Origin of the sequence: Halomonas sp. BC2, assembly GCF_002078115.1 — a bacterium.
Taxonomy (GTDB): Bacteria; Pseudomonadota; Gammaproteobacteria; order Pseudomonadales; family Halomonadaceae; genus Vreelandella; species Vreelandella stevensii.
On sequence record NZ_LFGT01000021.1, the window covers coordinates 65,954 to 84,218 of the forward strand.

An 18,265-nucleotide genomic window follows, 5' to 3' on the forward strand; every position below is an offset into this window, starting at 1 on the left:
CGTAACGTTCAACGAGGGAAAGCGAATGACGCGTAAACGCGCGCTAGGACGTGGCCTGGATGCCCTGATTGGTGCGGGCGCCCGTCGTCGTGACAGTTTGGACCTGACCAACAGCGCCTCGCAAGGCACAGAGGCGCTGCTGCCGGAAGGCTCCGCCGCCGAGGTAACGCAGGACGATGCCCATGCCGAACGCCTGGAGCGGCTGCCGCTGGGGCAGCTGACGCGGGGCAAGTACCAGCCTCGCCGCGACATTCAGCCCGAGGCACTGGAGGAGCTGGCCGACTCCATTCGTGCCCAGGGGGTCATGCAGCCGATCGTCGTTCGCCCGATTGGCCCGGACCGCTATGAAATCATTGCCGGTGAACGGCGCTGGCGCGCTGCCCAACTGGCCGAGCTGGATGTCATTCCGGCGGTCATTCGCCATGTCAGTGACGACGTGGCGCTGGCGCTGGCGCTGATCGAGAACATTCAGCGTGAAAACCTCAATGCCATCGAAGAAGCGCTGGCGTTAAAACGCCTGGCAGAAGAGTTCGAGCTTACCCAGCAGCAGGTGGCCGATGCCGTGGGCAAATCCCGCACGCAGGTGGCCAACCTGCTGCGCTTGTTGGCTCTGGACCCGGAAGTGCAGACCCTGCTGGAGCGTGGCGATCTGGATATGGGGCATGCTCGTGCCCTGCTGTCGTTGAACAGCGCTCAGCAACGCCAGGTGGCCCATGAAGTGGTCAACAAGGACCTGACGGTGAGAGACACCGAGGCGCTGGTCAAGAAGGTGCACGACACTCAGCAGTCACCGGTAGCATCGGCCAAAAAAGTGGCCAAGACCGCCGATGTGGCGCGCCTCGAAACGCACCTGGGCGAGCTGCTGGGCGCGCCTGTCTCCATCGACCACGGTCAAAAGGGCAAAGGCAAAGTCACCATACGTTATACAAGCCTTGAAGAGCTGGATGGCATTCTTGCGCACATAAAGTAGCAGGCTAATGAAATAAGCGGCCTTTTTTTAACCCTTTGGTCGCAAGTAAACGCCAAAACGTGCGAAATCCGTGCAACTTCGGTTGAAGGTGTGATAGCGCTTCCCTATAATCCGCCGTGTTTGTCAAAAGCTTGCTTGGATGAACGGGCGTACTCGTTACCCCATTGAGCAGCAGCCCAGCCTGCACGGAGTCGTGGTCAAAGTGAAAAGTGCAGCGCCTGTCCGTCGGCGTCTATTGGATTTTCGGCGGCTGTTTCTTGCTCAGCTGGTGGTGATCTTGCTGGTGGCCATGTTGGCAAGCGTCATGGTCGGCATCGAGGCAGCAGGGTCTGCCTTGTCGGGGGGGCTGATTAGCCTTCTACCGACCATCTATTTTGTGTGGCGTGGTCAAAGGCAGCAGCGTAACCGCCAACCACAGCGTAATGTGCTCAACTTGTACCAGGCTGCAGCAGGCAAGTTTGGTTTGACGGTGGCGTTATTCGCCATAGTGCTGACGATAGCGCCCCCTTCAAACCCAGCTTTTTTCTTTGTCGCCTATGTGGTGGCCCAACTGATGCACTGGCTAGCCCCCTGGCTCGTGCGTGAGCGGTCAACCCCTTAAACTTGAGGAAGCAGTATGGCAGCGGATAACGAAATATCGGCCATCTATTACATACAGCACCACCTCCAGAACCTGACGTTCGGAAAGCACCCGGAAAATGGTTGGTCGCTTGCGTCCACCTCTGCCGAAGCGACCGAAATGGGTTTTTGGGCCATTCACCTGGACACGATGGGTTGGTCCATCGGCATGGGTGCTCTGTTCCTGTGGCTGTTCCATAAAGCGGGCAAGGCAGCGACCACCGGTGTTCCGGGCGGTCTGCAGAATGCCGTTGAAATGGTCATCGAGTTCATCGATAACCTGACTCGCTCTACCTTCCACGGCAACAACAAGAACATCGGCCCGATCGCCTTGACGCTGTTCATGTGGATTCTGCTGATGAACAGCCTCAAGCTGATCCCGCTGGACTACTTCCCGGAGCTGTTCGGCAAGCTGGGTGTGGGCTACATGAAAATCGTTCCCACCACCGACATCAACGCCACGCTGGGTATGGCCATCGGCGTCTTCCTGATGATCATCTACTACAGCTGCAAGGTGAAAGGTGTTGCTGGGTTCGGTAAGGAGCTGGCGCTGACGCCGTTCAATACCTGGCTGTTGGCACCGTTCAACCTGATTCTCGAAATCGTCGGCCTGCTGGTCAAACCGATCAGCCTTGGTTTCCGTCTGTTCGGCGCCATGTTTGCCGGTGAAGTTATCTTTATCCTGATTGCCCTGCTACCGTTCTGGGCGATCTGGATGCTGGATGTGCCGTGGGCCATCTTCCATATTCTGGTGGTTTCGCTGCAGGCCTTCATCTTTACGACACTGTCTATCGTTTACTTGAGCGCCGCGCACGAGCATCACTGAACCCGAGCAACGCTTTGCATTAAACCCTTAACCTAAACCCTTGAAATTAACGCACTATCAGGAGCTTCATCATGGAAATCGTCTACATTGCTGCCGCCATCATCATCAGTGTTAGCGCCCTGACCACTGGCTTTGGTTTCGCCATGCTGGGTGGCAAGCTGCTGGACAACACCGCTCGTCAGCCTGAGCTGAGCGACCAGCTGCAAACTCGTACCTTCATCATGGCCGGTCTGCTTGACGCCGTACCGATGATCGGTGTTGGTATCGCGATGTACCTGATCTTCGTTGTTGCCGGTTAATGCAGCTTGACCGAGCGGGCAACCGCTCGGTTTTGTTTCACACCGGTCGCCACGAATTTGTCAGAGGTACATCCCTGTGAATATCAACATGACGCTTATCGGGCAAACGATCGCCTTCGCGATCTTTGTCTGGTTTTGCATAAAGTATGTGTGGCCTCCGATCAGCAACGCGCTTCACGAGCGTCAGAAAAAGATTGCTGATGGCTTGGACGCAGCCAGCCGTGCAACGCGTGACCTTGAGCTCGCTCAAGAGCGTGCCGAGCAGACACTGCGTGAAAGCAAGGAGCAGGCATCTCAAATCCTCGAGCAAGCGAACAAGCGCTCTGCGCAGATGATCGAAGAAGCACGTGAACAAGCACGTGCCGAAGGCGAGCGTCTGGTGGCCAGTGCTCGGGCTGAAATTGAGCAAGAAATCAATCGCGCGAAAGACGAGTTGCGTGCGCAGGTTTCTCACCTTGCGATCATAGGCGCCGAGCGTGTTCTTGAAGCCTCTGTTGACGAGAAAGCGCACCGCGACTTGCTTGATAAGCTTGCCGCTGAACTGTAAGGAGGTGATCCATGGCGGAACAAACGACCGTCGCTCGTCCTTACGCCAAAGCGGCGTTTGAATACGCGCGCGATCATCAGGCACTGGATACCTGGTCTCAGTCACTGGCAATGGCAGGTCTCGTTGTCAAGGATCATCAGGTCGCCAACCTGTTAGGTAGTCCCAAACTGGGTAGCGAACAGAAAGTGGCGTTGCTGGCTGACATGCTGGGCGACGGTGCCGATGACGCTTTCCAGCGGTTTCTCACCACCCTGGCCGACCAGCGTCGGTTGATGGCGTTGAGTGCAATCGCTGAACAGTTTGAACACCTTCGCGCAGAACATGAAAAGCGTATCGACGTCACTGTGGTTTCAGCCTACAAGCTGGATAGCAAGCAGCAGACCAAGCTGGCAAACGCGCTCAAGAAACGTCTGAATCGCGAAATCTCCATTACTACTCAGGTCGACAAGTCGCTCATTGGCGGTGTCATCCTGCGTGCCGGTGATACCGTCATTGACGGTTCGGTGCGTGGTCGATTGAACCGTCTTTCCGAAGCGCTGACCGCTTGAGTCTGAGGGACATGGCATGCAGCAACTGAATCCTTCCGAGATCAGCGACATCATCAAGCAGCGAATTGAGAAGCTTGACGTCGCATCCGAAGCCCGTAATCAGGGCACCATCGTCAGCGTTTCCGACGGTATCGTGAAAATTCACGGCCTCGAAGACGCGATGTTCGGTGAAATGATTGAATTCCCCAACAGCATCTTCGGCATGGTACTCAACCTGGAGCGTGACTCCGTGGGTGCCGTTGTCCTGGGTGACTACCTGCAGCTTGAAGAAGGCATGACCGCTCAGTGTACCGGTCGTATTCTTGAAGTTCCGGTAGGCCCCGAGCTGGTGGGTCGCGTTGTCGACGCGCTGGGTAACCCCATCGACGGCAAGGGCGACATCAATGCCAAGCTGACCGACGCGGTAGAAAAGGTAGCGCCTGGCGTTATCACTCGTCAGTCCGTTGACGAGCCCATCCAGACGGGTCTGAAGTCCATCGACGCCATGGTGCCGATCGGTCGTGGTCAGCGTGAGCTGATCATCGGCGACCGTCAGATCGGTAAATCCGCCATTGCCATCGATGCGATCATCAACCAGAAAGGCAAGGGCGTGACCTGTGTCTACGTGGCCATCGGTCAGAAGCAGTCGACCATTGCCAACGTGGTGCGCAAGCTCGAAGAGCACGGCGCGATGGAGCACACCATCGTGGTGGCGGCTGGCGCTGCCGACCCGGCACCCATGCAGTTCCTGGCGGCCTACTCTGGCTGCACCATGGGCGAGTACTTCCGTGACCGTGGCGAAGACGCGCTGATCGTGTATGACGATCTCTCCAAGCAGGCCGTTGCCTACCGTCAGGTATCGCTGCTGCTGCGTCGTCCGCCGGGCCGCGAAGCTTACCCGGGTGACGTGTTCTATCTCCACTCCCGTCTGCTGGAGCGCGCCGCGCGCGTCAACGTCGACTACGTCGAGAAGTTCACCAACGGCGAAGTGAAAGGCAAGACCGGTTCCTTGACCGCGCTGCCGATCATCGAAACCCAGGGCGGTGACGTATCAGCCTTCGTTCCGACCAACGTTATCTCCATCACCGATGGTCAGATCTTCCTGGAAACCAACCTGTTCAACTCCGGTATCCGTCCGGCGATCAACGCAGGCTTGTCGGTCTCTCGTGTTGGTGGTGCCGCACAGACCAAGATCATCAAGAAGCTGGGTGGTGGTGTGCGTCTGGCGCTGGCTCAGTACCGCGAACTGGCGGCGTTCTCGCAGTTTGCCTCTGACCTGGATGAAGCCACGCGTAAGCAGCTCGAGCACGGTCAGCGTGTCACCGAGCTGATGAAGCAGAAGCAGTATTCGCCGATGTCCGTGGCGGAAATGGCGCTGTCTCTGTACGCAGCCAACGAAGGTCACCTGGATGACGTGGGCGTCGAGAAAGTGCTGGACTTCGAACGTGCCCTGCACGACTACATGAAGTCCGAGCACGGCGAGCTGCTCGACAAGATCAACCAGACCGGCGACTACAACGGCGAGATTCAGGACGGTTTGAAGTCGGGTCTCGAGAAGTTCAAGGCGACTCAGAGCTGGTAATGTCTGGCCCGCCTGCGGGCGGGCTTGCATGCTTTCTGAGAGCCACGAACGAAGGGTAGATCGCTATGGCAGCTGCAAAAGAGATACGCACCCAGATCGGGAGCATCAAAAATACGCAGAAGATCACCAGCGCCATGGAAATGGTGGCTGCATCGAAAATGCGTAAAGCGCAAGATCTGATGAAGTCCAGTCAGCCCTACGCCAAGCAGATCCGTAATGTGGTAGCCCATATTGCGGATGCAGACGTAGAGCAGGAAGACAAGCACCGCTACATGGTCGAGCGCCCTGTCAACCGCGTGGGTTATATCGTGGTGTCGACAGACCGCGGCCTGTGTGGCGGCTTGAACGTCAACCTGTTCAAGGCCGTTCTGAAAGATGCGATGGCCTGGAAACAGCAAGGCGCTGAGCTGGACTTCTGTGCCCTTGGCTCCAAGGCCGGTGCCTTCTTCCGCAATTATGGTGGCAACCTGGTTGCTGCCAAGAGCGGATTAGGTGAAGCACCGACCGTCGAGGGTCTGATCGGTAGTGTGAAGGTCATGCTGGAAGCGTACGATGAAGGTCGGCTGGATCGCCTGTACGTGGTGTACAACGAGTTCGTGAACACCATGACGCAGCGCCCGGTCGTGCATCAGATCCTTCCGCTGTCCACTGACATGGGCAGCGAAGAGAAGCATGACGAAGAAAACGCCCGTCCCGGAAGCTGGGACTACCTGTATGAACCGGATGCCAAGGCGTTGCTGGACAGCCTGTTGGTTCGATTCATCGAATCGCAGGTGTATCAGGCGGTAGTCGAAAACGGTGCGTGCGAACAGGCCGCCCGTATGATCGCTATGAAGAGTGCCACTGATAACGCGGGCAACCTGATTGACGATCTGGAGATGGTTTACAACAAGGCCCGTCAGGCCGCCATCACCCAGGAAATTTCCGAGATCGTCGGCGGCGCTTCTGCCGTTTAACGCCGAGGGAGTGGTCTGACTGACAGGTCATTCCCGGCAGACAGGTTTCATTTGCAGGTTTTTGAGAGGAACCAAGATGAGCGGACGTATCGTACAAATCATCGGCGCGGTGATTGACGTAGAGTTTCCGCGGGACTCTGTGCCCAAGGTCTACGACGCGCTGAAGGTCTCCAATGTTGAGACCATCCTCGAAGTCCAGCAGCAGCTGGGCGACGGCGTAGTACGCGCCATTGCCATGGGCTCCACCGAGGGTCTGAAGCGTGGCCTGGACGTGGTCAACACAGGTGCCGCGATTTCCGTACCGGTGGGTAAGGAAACGCTGGGCCGCATCATGAACGTGCTCGGTGAGCCGATCGATGAAGCGGGCCCGATTGGCGAGCAAGAGCGCATGCCGATCCACCGTAAAGCCCCCAGCTATGCCGACCAGGCAGCTTCCAACGAGCTGCTCGAGACCGGTATCAAGGTCATCGACCTGGTATGCCCCTTCGCGAAAGGCGGTAAGGTTGGTCTGTTCGGCGGCGCGGGTGTCGGTAAAACCGTCAACATGATGGAGCTTATCCGCAACATCGCCACCGAACACAGCGGCTACTCTGTATTCGCAGGTGTGGGTGAGCGTACTCGTGAGGGTAACGACTTCTATCATGAAATGACCGAATCCAACGTTATCGACAAGGTAGCGCTGGTCTATGGTCAGATGAACGAGCCGCCCGGCAACCGTCTGCGCGTAGCGCTGACCGGCCTGACCATCGCTGAGAAATTCCGTGATGAAGGCCGTGACGTTCTGCTGTTCGTCGACAACATTTATCGTTACACCCTGGCCGGTACCGAAGTATCTGCACTGCTGGGCCGTATGCCTTCAGCGGTAGGTTACCAGCCGACGCTGGCGGAAGAGATGGGCGTTCTTCAGGAGCGTATCACTTCCACCAAGACAGGCTCTATCACGTCGGTGCAGGCCGTTTACGTTCCTGCGGATGACTTGACTGACCCGTCTCCGGCGACCACCTTCTCCCACCTTGACGCTACCGTGGTACTGGCGCGTTCCATCGCTGAGCTGGGTATCTACCCCGCCATCGATCCGCTGGACTCCACGTCACGTCAGCTGGACCCGCTGGTCGTCGGTGAAGAGCACTACGAAGTGGCGCGTGGCGTGCAGAACGTTCTGCAGCGTTACAAGGAACTGAAGGACATCATCGCGATCCTGGGTATGGACGAGCTGTCTGACGAAGACAAGCTGGCCGTATCTCGTGCGCGTAAGATCCAGCGCTTCCTGTCTCAGCCGTTCTTCGTGGCTGAGGTATTCACAGGCTCACCCGGCAAGTATGTTTCTCTGAAAGACACCATCCGTGGCTTCCAGGGCATTCTGGCTGGCGAGTATGACGATCTGCCGGAACAGGCCTTCTACATGGTCGGCTCCATCGACGAAGCTGTCGACAAAGCCAACCAGATGAAGAAGTAATCCCGTCCATTAGGGGGATTCGCTATGGCGAATAGCTTCACTTGCAATATCGTCAGCGCAGAAGCATCCATCTTCTCAGGCAAGGTCGAGCAGGTGGTGGCTTCCGGGATCATGGGTGACCTCGGCATCTTGCCGGGGCACGCCCCGCTGCTGACCGAGCTTCAGCCGGGCCCGATCCGCGTGATCCACGATGGCGGCAAGGAAGAAAACTTCTTTGTCTCTGGCGGCTTCATGGAAGTCCAGCCAGATGTCGTGACGATCCTGGCAGATGCTGCTGCTCGTGCCGGTGACCTCGACGAGGCCGCCGCCGAGGAAGCGCGTCAGCAGGCGCTGAAAGCCTTTAACGACAAGTCAGCAGAGCTGGATTATACCCGTGCTGCTGCTGAACTTGCCGAAGCCGTTGCTCAGTTGCGAACGATCCAGCAGCTGCGCAAGAAGGCGGGAAAAGGCTAGTTACACGCACTGTGTACCCAAACGCCCCTTAAACCCGACCAGGGTTTAAGGGGCGTTTTTTTTGTCTGTTAGTATGGTGGTCAGTCGTCCCGGATTTGAATGGCATCAGGAGAGAGCGATGGCGCTGAACGAAGAAGCCTTACAGGAATTGAAAACCGAACTGCTCGATGAGCTGGTCAAGGAAGAGCCCAGCAAGGCGCAATTGGCAGAACGCCTCGCTGAAATTCGCTCGGCCGATATTGGCGAAGTGCTGGAAGAGCTGATCGAAGAGGATGAAGAGCTACGTGCGGCCCTGACGGTGCTGGACATACTCTCCACCGAGCGAGCCGCCAACGTGCTGGGCTATCTGCCAGGCGAGAGTCAGCTCGAAGTCGTCGGTGAGCTGAGCGACACCCAAGTGCTCAAGCTGCTTGAGGAGATGGGGTCGGACGAGCGAGTGGATCTGTTCAACCTGCTCGATGAAGACCGCCGCGAAGCGTTGCTGCGTCGCATGGCGCACCAGGAGCGGGAAGATCTCAAGCGTCTGGCAAGCTACGAAGAAGGCACGGCCGGCGCCATCATGACCTCTGACTATGTGGCGATAGCCAGTGGCATGACGGTGTCACAGGCGATGATGCGGGTGCGACAGACAGCGCCGGATGCGGAAACGGTCTACCAGCTCTACATCCTCGACAAGGAAGGTGAGTTGGTCGGAACCATGTCTCTACGGCAGCTGATGGTCGCCCGTCCAGGAGCCGTGGTCGATGACATCATGATCAAGGATGTCATCAGCACCCACGTAGACGAAGAGCAGGAAGAAGTGGCGCGTATCGTGGCGCGTTATGACCTGCTGGCGCTGCCGGTGCTCGATCAGGATGGACGCATGGTGGGGATCGTGACCCACGATGATGCCATGGACGTGGCCGAATCCGAGGCCACCGAAGATATCCACAAGGGGATGTCGATTGGCCAACTGGAAGACGGTGTCAGTCGGGTGCCCTTGGCCAGTCTTTACCGCAAGCGGGTGACCTGGCTGGTACTGCTGGTGTTTGCCAACCTGTTTTCGGGGGCTGGTATTGCGTACTTCGAAGATACCATTGCCGCTCAGGTCGCTCTGGTATTCTTCCTGCCGCTGTTGATTGGCAGTGGTGGTAATGCGGGCGCCCAGGCGGCCACGCTGATGGTGCGGGGTATGGCCACCGGGGACGTAGGGGTCAAGGACTGGAGCAAGATGCTGGGTAGGGAGCTGCTGGTGGCCGGTGCGCTGGGGCTGACCATGGCGTTGGCCGTCGCGCCCATCGGGGTCATGCGTGGCGGTGAGGAAGTCGCCATGGTGGTCGCGTTGAGCATGGTCACCATCGTGCTGTTCGGTAGCATGATGGGCATGTGTCTGCCGTTCGTGCTGGAACGCTTCAAGGTCGACCCGGCCACGGCCTCGGCACCGCTGGTGACGACCTTGATCGATGCCTCGGGGGTATTGATCTACTTCACCATCGCCACCGCCATTCTGACCAACGTCTAGCGCATGGCGCTGCTGGCCGCGCGGGTGATGAACATCACTTCCACGTGGCCCAGCCACTCGATGTCGCTGGCCAGCGCCTTGAGCTGGCTGGCCAGGCACTGGGGCGGCTGGTGGACCGCGTCACCGATGATCAGCGTGACCGATACCTTGTCGTCCAGGTAGTGAAGCTGTAGATCGTTCAACGTGCGCCATACCGGGTGCATGTACCAGCGCTCATCGAGAGCGGCTTCCACTTCTGGGCGCAAGGGCAGGCCGGGCAGGCGGCTCGGGTCGCCCTCACCGGCATCGTCTTCCGGGTCCACGTGGAAGATGACGTCGGTCAGTAGCGGAAACTCGTGGCGCAGGCGGCGACTCACCTCATTGCCGATTTCATGAGCTTCGGAAACGGTGATACGCGGACCCACCACCACGTGCAGGTCCACCATCACCCAGCCTGCCGATTGGCGCGTACGCAGGTCATGCACGCTATCCACGCCGGGCACGCTGCAGGCCACATCATGCATCTGCTGCTGCACGTCTTCGGGCAAGGCGGTATCCACCAGTTCTCTGGCGGACTCCCACAGCAGGTCGATGCCGACCTTACCTACCAGCAGCCCCACGATGATTGCGGCCACGGCGTCCAGCCACCCCATCCCATACTGGGCACCCACCAGCGCTACCAGCACCACGGCCGTTGAGAGGGCATCGCTGCGGGAGTGCCAGGCATTGGCTTCCAGCAGCTTGGACTTGACCCGTTTGGCGACCCGCATGGTGTAGCGGAATATCCACTCCTTGCTGATCAGGGCCAGCACCGTCACCGCGATGGCAAAAGCGCCGGGCGCGCCTACTTCGGTACCGCTCAACAGACGGTCGATGCTCGACCAGGCGATACCGCCGGCCACAAAGATCAGCACACTGCCCAGCAGTAGCGTGGTCAGCGTCTCGATACGGCCATGGCCATAATGGTGGTCGTTATCCGGTTCCTGACGGCCATAATGAATGGCGGCCAGAACAAAGCCATCGGTGACAAGGTCAGACAGGGAGTGAATGCCATCGGCAATCAAGGCTGCCGAGCCAACCAGAAACCCCACCACCACCTTGACGACACTCAGCAGCCCATCCAGCCAGGCACCAATGTACGTGACGCGCTTGGCTTCCTGGCTATGATGGATGTGTGATGAATCGTCTGGAGTGGCCGTCAGTTGCTCTATCTTCATGGCTTGCGTTACCCGATGGCGTACACGCTATATAAAGGCCTCATTGTAGCGTACTGAGGTGAGAGGCTCACCTGATTGACTGCATTGTCTATACAGGAAGCCCCAAAATAGCCGTTGCCAGTGCAAAGTAGATCAGTACGCCTGACGCATCGGCAATCGAGGTCACCAGCGGTGCCGAGGCGGTCGCCGGATCTAGCTTGAAGCGCTGCAGAATGAACGGCAGAATCATCCCGATTAGACTACCTACCGTGACGATCAGCACCATTGATAGCGCGACGACCAGTGCTATTTCGCTGCCCGCGCGGAAAATACCCACCACGGACACCGCCAGTGCCATGGTCAGCCCCAGCGCCAAGGCGACGCCGACTTCACGACCCAGCAGCTTGGCCCAATCGCGGGTACGTACATCGCCGGTGGCCATGCCGCGTACCATCAGGGTGGCCGCCTGAGAGCCTGCGTTGCCACCGCTATCCACCAGCAGGGGCAGGAAGAACACCAGCGCAATGTAGGCTTCGATGGTTTCTTCGAAATAGGCGATACCGGCACCCGAGAAGATATTGGCGAATACCAGCAATACCAGCCACACCACACGCTTGCGGTAGAGCTCGAACAGGCTGACCGAACGCAGGCTGCCCTCCAGCTTGCCCACCGACACCCCCTTGTGCATGTCTTCGGTGGCTTCTTCTGCGGCCACGTCCATGGCGTCGTCGTAGGTCACGATGCCCACCAGGCGGTCACCACCATTGATCACGGGAAGTGCCAGCAAGTCGTAATGGGCAATCAGCCGACTGACTTCTTCCTGCGGCGTTTCCACGGAGGCAAACACCACTTCCGAGACCATTAGTTCTTCCACGCGTTGGTGGGGGGCCGCAAGAATCAGCTGGCGTAGCGATACGGTGCCCTGCAAACGGCCTTCTTTATCGACGCAATACACCTGGTAGATGGTTTCGGCGTCAGGCGCGCTGGCGCGTAGCAGGCTCAAGGCTTCCGCCACGTCGATGGTGACCGGCACGGAAACATACTCGGAGGTCATGACGGCCCCTGCCGTGCCTTCGGCATAGCTGGCCAGCTTGGTTAAGTCATCGCGCTCTTTTTGCGATAGTTGGCGCAGGATGGCAGGCTGCCTGCCTGGCGCCACCAGGTGGAACAGGTCAGCGCGCTCGTCTGCATCCATCGTGGCAGCCAGTTTTGCGAGTTCTTCATCGGTCATTTTTTCACCGATGTCCCGCTGTTGCTCCGTTTCCAGGTAGCCGAACGTAGGGCCACGCTGCGCTTCGGGAAGCTGCATGAGCAACGCCAACACCGTATAGGCGGGCTCGTAACGGGCAAAATCGGCAATATCGGCAGGCTGCATTTCCGCGACGATATGAGAAATCGCGGTGTGATCGTTGCGCTGCATGGCGCTTCTTAGTGAAGCGGCTAGTACGGCATAGCTCATTGTTCGCCTCCGGCAATGGCGGAATCAAGGCGAGACAACCCGATGTGAAGGCAGCGTTCATAACGACGCACCAACACGCATATAATCCACGCACACAAGGTTTTCTGGCCAAAGTGGCCTGACATGAGTCAGGGACACACGGTCGACAAAGTACTTGTGTGCATAGTGAACGACTAATGTGGCGAGTTGACGACAACGACTCGCGCATGGCGCGAAAGAGCTATGAAGAGAGGCGGGGGTATAGAGGGCCAGGCCACAACGGCTTGGAGAGCAGAAAGCTTACCGGCGGGTCGTGTGCACTAGCGAGCCAAACTTCATGGCTGCTTCACGCATACATAATCGACTACTGGGATCTTCCATGGGCTGCTCTCGGAACCTCTTTTAAGGGAAAGATAAGGAGTTGTATCGCATTCATGGACCACAGGTAGGGCGCTTGAACACGGCGCCATCCTAGGAGGCGTTTTCATGATTGTCAATCACAGAATATTTGCAGGCGGACATCATGGAATCGCACGTGTATCCTTGTGGCTTTTCAGAACGCCTCTCAACTGACGCTAGGATGAATCTATGGATTGGCTACAGGTCGTGATTTTGGCAGTGGTTCAGGGAATAACCGAGTTCCTGCCGATTTCCAGTTCCGCACATCTTATTCTCGTGCCCGTATTTACGCCCTGGGAAGATCAGGGGTTGGCATTCGATGTGGCACTCCATCTGGGTAGCTTGAGTGCCGTCATCCTCTACTTTCGTCATGAAATCATACGCATGGTCGTCAGCAGCGTGGCCGCGCTACGGGGCAAAGGCGTCGATGAGGATGCCAGGCTAGGGTTCTGGGTCGCATTGGCCACTTTGCCGGTGTGTATTATCGGCTTTTTGGGTCGTGATCTGATTGCCGATCACATGCGCTCGACCCTGATCATCGGGCTGAGCCTGGTCGCTTTTGGTTTACTGCTGGGCTATGCCGACTGGAAAAAGCGCGGCACCCGCAGCGAGTACAGCATGAATCTAAAGGATGTGCTGATCATTGGTTTTGCGCAGGCACTGGCGCTAATTCCGGGTACATCCCGTTCCGGTATCACCATCACGGCAGCCCTGCTGGTAGGCATGAGCCGGGAGGGCGCTGCGCGCTTCTCGTTTCTACTGTCGATCCCCGTGATTGTGCTGGCCGGAGGTCTGGAGGCCGTTGGCTTGCTCAGTGATCCCCAAGCCATCGACTGGCCCGCCATGATCGTGGGTACGCTTCTCTCTGGTATTAGTGCCTATCTCTGTATTCACTATTTTCTGGTCGTCATCAAGAAGTTGGGCATGCAGCCATTCGTGATTTACCGCGTGGTATTCGGTCTCTGGCTGCTGTGGTTCTTCCACTTCTAATCTCGTGCAAACTTCAAGGAAAATGCGATGAACATCGGCTATCGTCCCTTTTTAGCTGGCCTTGGTTTACTCACCCTGCTGCCCCTGATGGCAGGCTGTTCGGAGAGTGATCGCCCTCTGGAACCCCCCACCCGGTTTGAAGGCGGGGTGTTTGGCTCTTTCTATCAGGTAACGGTGATGGACCCGCTGACCCAAGGGCAAGCACAGGCGCTGGAAGAGGGTTTTTTGGCCGAACTCGAAAGCGTGGACCGCTCCATGTCGACCTACCGAGATGATGCCGAGTTGGTGACCTTCAATCATGCGCCGCTGAATGAGTGGCAGCCGCTGTCCAATGAGCTGATCGAGGTATTGGCCGTCAGCCAAGCCATTGCGACAGATAGCGATGGTGCCTTCGACGTGACGGTGGGCGGCCTGGTGAATCTGTGGAGTTTCGGGCCAGAGGCGAGGCCAGAAGAAGTGCCCAGCGATGAAGCCCTTGCCGAACGCCTTTCGACCGTCGGGTATGACGCCCTGGAAGTGGATACCCAGCAGATGCAGGCGCGACGCACGCGGGATATCTTTGTCGATCTTTCTGGCGTGGCGAAAGGTCATGCCGTCGATCGAGTGGGTGCATATCTGGACCAGCAGGGGATCGAGCACTATCTGGTGAACCTGGGGGGAGACATGATCGCCCGTGGTTACCGGGAGCCCGACGATGAACTGGCTTGGCGTGTAGGTATCGAAGTGCCGGAAGACGGTGAGCAAAGGGCTCAGCATATCGTGCCGCTCAGCAACTTGTCGGTGGCGACCTCAGGCGACTACCGCAATTACTTCGAAGTCGACGGGCAGCGCTACTCGCATACCATCAATCCTCGTGACGGCAAACCGATTACCCATGACCTGGTATCGGTGTCGGTCTTCCACCCTTCCAATGCATGGGCGGATGCCTGGGCCACGGCACTGCTGGTGGTTGGTACGGAAGAGGGCATGGCGCTGGCCCTGGAACACGACTTGAACGTACTGCTGCTGGTGCGCGACGGCGACCGCTGGCGCAGCATCGCCAGCCCAGCATTCAAGGACTATTTTGGTGATACGCTGCTGGAAGAGCTGGGCATCGATGCCTGGACACCGGCAGCGGCCCAATAACGGTAGGTACTGAACATGCATGATCTCGACATCGTCATTCTGGCGGCCGGTAAAGGTACGCGGATGCGCTCTCCCTTGCCGAAAGTGCTGCATACCCTGGCAGGCAAACCCATGGTGCAGCACGTGCTGGAGACCGCTCAGGCGCTGAATCCGGCACGGACCCACGTGGTGATCGGTCACGGCGCTGACCAACTGCGTGACGCGCTGGCAGAGCATGACGTTCTGTTTGCGCTGCAGGAAGAGCAAAAGGGGACGGGCCATGCCGTGGCCCAGGCCCAGGCTCGTCTGGGCAACGGCATCGTGCTGGTGCTTTACGGCGATGTGCCGCTGATTCGCCGTGACACGTTGGCCAACCTGCTGACTCAGGTGGATGAGCAGCATATGGGCCTGTTGACGGTCACGCTGGACGACCCTGGCGGTTACGGGCGCATCGTGCGCGATAGTGACGGGCAGGCCGTGGCGATTGTCGAGCAAAAAGATGCCAACGACGAGCAACTGAGCATCACCGAGTGCAATACCGGCATCATGGCCATGACCAGCGCTCAACTGAAGCGCTGGTTGCCCCAGCTCTCGGCAGAGAATGCCCAGGGTGAGTACTATCTGACCGACGTCATCGCCATGGCTGCCAGCGAAGGTATCAAGGTGGCCACGGCGCAGCCCCACGATGCTACCGAGGTGGAAGGGGTCAACAACCGTGCGCAGATGGCCCGTCTGGAGCGTGCTTACCAGCAGCAGACGGCGGAAGCGTTGATGGCTCAGGGCGTTGCCCTGGCAGACCCGGCGAGAATCGATGTACGCGGCACGCTAACCTGTGGCCACGATGTGTTCATCGACGTGGGCTGCGTCTTCGAAGGGAACGTGGAGCTGGGCGAAGGCGTGCGCGTTGGCCCTTATTGCGTGATCAAGAACAGCACCCTCGGTGCTGAAAGCGTCATCGATAGCCACAGCGTCATCGACTCCACGGTGGCCGCTGGCCATAATCAGATTGGGCCCTACGCTCGTCTTCGCCCCGGCACGCGTCTGGCGGTCAAGGCGAAAGTGGGCAACTTCGTGGAGACCAAGAACGCCGAGGTCGGCGAAGGCAGCAAGATCAACCACCTGAGCTATGTGGGCGATGCCACCCTGGGGCGCGAGGTGAACGTTGGGGCAGGCACCATTACCTGCAACTACGATGGCGTCAACAAGCATCGCACGCAGATTGGCGACCACGCCTTCATTGGCTCCAACAGCGCGCTGGTTGCCCCTGTTTCGATTGGTCAGGGGGCCACCGTGGGGGCGGGCTCCACCATCGCCAAGGACGTGGCGGAGCACGCCCTGGCAGTGACCCGCAGCCGCCAGTTGGAAAAGGCCGACTGGCCGCGCCCCACCAAAAAAGCAAACTAAACACCGGTGATACAGGCGCTTGGCGCCTTCAGGAGAGTGGAGTATGTGCGGTATCGTCGCAGCCGTGGCACAGCGCAATGTGCAGGGGATATTGCTGGAAGGACTCAAGCGCCTGGAGTATCGCGGTTATGATTCGGCAGGCATGACGGTACTCAGCAGCGGAGCGCTGACCCGCCACCGGGCACTGGGGAAGGTAGCGGCCCTGGAAGAGCGCCTGGCCAACGAGGCACTGCCGGGGCATTGCGGTATCGCCCATACCCGCTGGGCCACCCACGGCAAGCCCTCCGAGGCCAACGCTCACCCCCACCACAGCCGCGACAGTGTCGCTGTAGTACATAACGGCATCATCGAGAATTACGAGCAGATCAAGGAGACGCTGCAGGGCAGCGGCTACACCTTCACTTCCGACACCGATACCGAAGTGATCGCCCACTTACTGGCCGACAAACTCACTACTGGCAAGACACTGTTCGAAGCGACCCAGGAGATCGTCAGCGGGCTGGGGGGAGCTTACGCGCTGGGCGTGATGAGTACGCACGAGCCTAACGTGGTGGTGGGCGCCCGTCAGGGCAGCCCGCTGGTGGTGGGCGTGGGGATCGATGAAGCCTTCCTGGCCTCCGACCCGCTGGCGCTGTTGCAGGTCACCGACCGCTTCATCTACCTGGAAGAGGGCGATCTGGTCGAGCTGCGCGAACACGGTGTCATCCGCATCGTCGACCGTCAGGGGAACGTTGTCGAGCGCCCGGTGCATACCTTCGAGCATGGCGATGGCGCCGCCAGCAAGGGAGAGTATCGCCACTACATGCTCAAGGAAATCTTCGAGCAGCCCAAGGTCATCGAGGCAGCGCTGGAAGGGCGCATGAGTGCCAGCAGCGTTCTGGTCGAGAGCTTCGGGCCAGACGCCCAGGCGCTGTTTCAGAAAACCCGCCAGGTGCATATCATCGCCTGTGGCACCAGCTACCATGCGGGCCTGGTGGCCCGCTACTGGCTGGAGCGCTATGCTGGCGTGCCGGTGCAGGTCGAAGTGGCCTCCGAGTATCGTTACCGCCACCCGGTGGTGCCGGAAGGCACGCTATTCGTCACCCTCTCTCAGTCTGGGGAAACCGCCGATACGCTGGCAGCGCTGCGGTTTGCCAAAACCCTTGGCTATGTCGGTACGTTGGCGATCTGCAACGTGCCCGGCAGTTCGCTGGTGCGCGAGTCGGATATGTCGCTGATGACCCGTGCAGGCCCTGAAATCGGCGTGGCCTCCACCAAAGCGTTTACGACGCAATTGATCGCACTGCTGCTGCTGACGCTCTCCGTCAGTAAAGCGAAGGGGCGGCCTGAACAGCCAGCGATTCTGGCTGCCCTGCAGGAACTACCGGCGCTTTGCCAGCAGGTATTGGGCCTCGATGCGCAGATCGAAGCGCTTTCCCAGGCGTTTGCCGAAAAGCACCATGCGCTGTTTTTGGGGCGTGGTGCTCACTACCCGATTGCCCTGGAAGGTGCCCTGAAGCTCAAGGAAATCTCCTACATCCACGCGGAAGCCTATCCGGCTGGCGAGCTGAAGCACGGCCCGCTGGCGCTGGTGGATAGTGAAATGCCGGTGATTTCGGTGGCCCCGAACGATGACCTGCTGGAGAAGCTGAAGTCCAACCTGCAAGAAGTGCGCGCTCGCGGCGGCCAGCTGTTCGTATTCGCTGATCGCAAGGTAGGCATTAGCGCTCAGGACGACATCCGCGTGCTGGAATTACCGGAGGTACATGAGGCACTGGCGCCGCTGCTATATACCCTGCCGCTACAGCTGCTGAGCTACCACGTGGCCGTATTGAAAGGCACCGATGTGGACCAGCCACGTAACCTGGCGAAAAGCGTGACGGTGGAATAAACCCGGAACACAAATAATTGCAAAGGTCGGCATAAAAGCGCTTTACAGGATGCGGCGAATAGCCGCATCTTATGCGCGATCGCTGCGTTGCAGCACATAGTTAGTGTGCTTATCATCGTGGCGGTACTCTCTTATCCTGCCAGGACCACA

General features: G+C 58.7%; 17 protein-coding genes. 15 read left to right on the forward strand and 2 right to left on the reverse strand.

The annotated features are described in order from the left end of the window. Positions 1-25 precede the first annotated feature (25 nt). The 11 genes from B7L71_RS12990 (at position 26) to mgtE (B7L71_RS13040) (ending at position 9,735) form a co-directional block, all read left to right on the forward strand. Positions 26-970, forward strand: coding sequence for a ParB/RepB/Spo0J family partition protein (locus B7L71_RS12990; RefSeq protein WP_016915585.1), 945 nt, complete (start codon positions 26-28; stop codon positions 968-970). 139 nt (positions 971-1,109) lie between these two features. Next, positions 1,110-1,571 carry an ATP synthase subunit I gene (locus B7L71_RS12995; protein ID WP_081138481.1) on the forward strand — a complete coding sequence of 154 codons (462 nt, stop codon included), beginning with the start codon at positions 1,110-1,112 and terminating at the stop codon, positions 1,569-1,571. 15 nt (positions 1,572-1,586) lie between these two features. Further along, positions 1,587-2,414 (forward strand): F0F1 ATP synthase subunit A, encoded by an 828-nt coding sequence (gene atpB / locus B7L71_RS13000; protein ID WP_016915583.1) that lies wholly within the window; start codon positions 1,587-1,589, stop codon positions 2,412-2,414. 71 nt (positions 2,415-2,485) lie between these two features. Continuing rightward, positions 2,486-2,713, forward strand: a complete 228-nt coding sequence (gene atpE / locus B7L71_RS13005; protein WP_016915582.1) for a F0F1 ATP synthase subunit C — start codon at positions 2,486-2,488, stop codon at positions 2,711-2,713. Between the two features lie 76 nt (positions 2,714-2,789). Then, a complete protein-coding gene (locus B7L71_RS13010) occupies positions 2,790-3,260 on the forward strand; it encodes a F0F1 ATP synthase subunit B (protein WP_016915581.1) in 471 nt (156 codons plus the stop codon). Positions 3,261-3,271: 11 nt separating this feature from the next. Further along, complete coding sequence (locus B7L71_RS13015; protein ID WP_081138482.1) at positions 3,272-3,808, forward strand: F0F1 ATP synthase subunit delta; 537 nt, start codon at positions 3,272-3,274, stop codon at positions 3,806-3,808. 16 nt (positions 3,809-3,824) lie between these two features. Beyond that, complete coding sequence (gene atpA / locus B7L71_RS13020; RefSeq protein WP_016915579.1) at positions 3,825-5,369, forward strand: F0F1 ATP synthase subunit alpha; 1,545 nt, start codon at positions 3,825-3,827, stop codon at positions 5,367-5,369. A 65-nt stretch (positions 5,370-5,434) separates the two neighbouring features. Further along, positions 5,435-6,325, forward strand: a complete 891-nt coding sequence (gene atpG / locus B7L71_RS13025; protein ID WP_081138484.1) for a F0F1 ATP synthase subunit gamma — start codon at positions 5,435-5,437, stop codon at positions 6,323-6,325. A gap of 76 nt (positions 6,326-6,401) precedes the next feature. After that, complete coding sequence (gene atpD, locus B7L71_RS13030) at positions 6,402-7,781, forward strand: F0F1 ATP synthase subunit beta (protein ID WP_016915577.1); 1,380 nt, start codon at positions 6,402-6,404, stop codon at positions 7,779-7,781. A gap of 24 nt (positions 7,782-7,805) precedes the next feature. Then, positions 7,806-8,234 (forward strand): F0F1 ATP synthase subunit epsilon, encoded by a 429-nt coding sequence (locus tag B7L71_RS13035; protein ID WP_016915576.1) that lies wholly within the window; start codon positions 7,806-7,808, stop codon positions 8,232-8,234. 118 nt (positions 8,235-8,352) lie between these two features. After that, the gene (mgtE, locus tag B7L71_RS13040) at positions 8,353-9,735 is read left to right on the forward strand and encodes a magnesium transporter (RefSeq protein WP_016915575.1); all 1,383 of its coding nucleotides are present in this window, start codon (positions 8,353-8,355) and stop codon (positions 9,733-9,735) included. Here the strand turns inward: mgtE (B7L71_RS13040) and B7L71_RS13045 are convergent. Together B7L71_RS13045 and mgtE (B7L71_RS13050) are read right to left on the reverse strand one after the other, a co-directional pair. Beyond that, complete coding sequence (locus B7L71_RS13045; RefSeq protein ID WP_016915574.1) at positions 9,732-10,931, reverse strand: cation diffusion facilitator family transporter; 1,200 nt, start codon at positions 10,929-10,931, stop codon at positions 9,732-9,734. The genes mgtE (B7L71_RS13040) and B7L71_RS13045 overlap by 4 nt on opposite strands. A gap of 88 nt (positions 10,932-11,019) precedes the next feature. Continuing rightward, complete coding sequence (gene mgtE, locus B7L71_RS13050; RefSeq protein WP_081138486.1) at positions 11,020-12,369, reverse strand: magnesium transporter; 1,350 nt, start codon at positions 12,367-12,369, stop codon at positions 11,020-11,022. Positions 12,370-12,936: 567 nt separating this feature from the next. On the opposite strand from mgtE (B7L71_RS13050), the gene B7L71_RS13055 reads away from it, so the two are divergent. Genes B7L71_RS13055 through glmS form a run of 4 tightly spaced genes read left to right on the forward strand, consistent with a single transcriptional unit; the run spans position 12,937 to position 18,115 of the window. Further along, positions 12,937-13,737, forward strand: a complete 801-nt coding sequence (locus B7L71_RS13055) for an undecaprenyl-diphosphate phosphatase (protein WP_081138487.1) — start codon at positions 12,937-12,939, stop codon at positions 13,735-13,737. 27 nt (positions 13,738-13,764) lie between these two features. Next, on the forward strand, positions 13,765-14,862 hold the full coding sequence (locus B7L71_RS13060; RefSeq protein WP_081138489.1) for an FAD:protein FMN transferase: 1,098 nt from the start codon (positions 13,765-13,767) through the stop codon (positions 14,860-14,862). A 15-nt stretch (positions 14,863-14,877) separates the two neighbouring features. After that, the gene (gene glmU, locus B7L71_RS13065; RefSeq protein WP_081138491.1) at positions 14,878-16,245 is read left to right on the forward strand and encodes a bifunctional UDP-N-acetylglucosamine diphosphorylase/glucosamine-1-phosphate N-acetyltransferase GlmU; all 1,368 of its coding nucleotides are present in this window, start codon (positions 14,878-14,880) and stop codon (positions 16,243-16,245) included. A gap of 43 nt (positions 16,246-16,288) precedes the next feature. Then, a complete protein-coding gene (gene glmS / locus B7L71_RS13070; protein WP_081138492.1) occupies positions 16,289-18,115 on the forward strand; it encodes a glutamine--fructose-6-phosphate transaminase (isomerizing) in 1,827 nt (608 codons plus the stop codon). Positions 18,116-18,265: the final 150 nt, after the last annotated feature.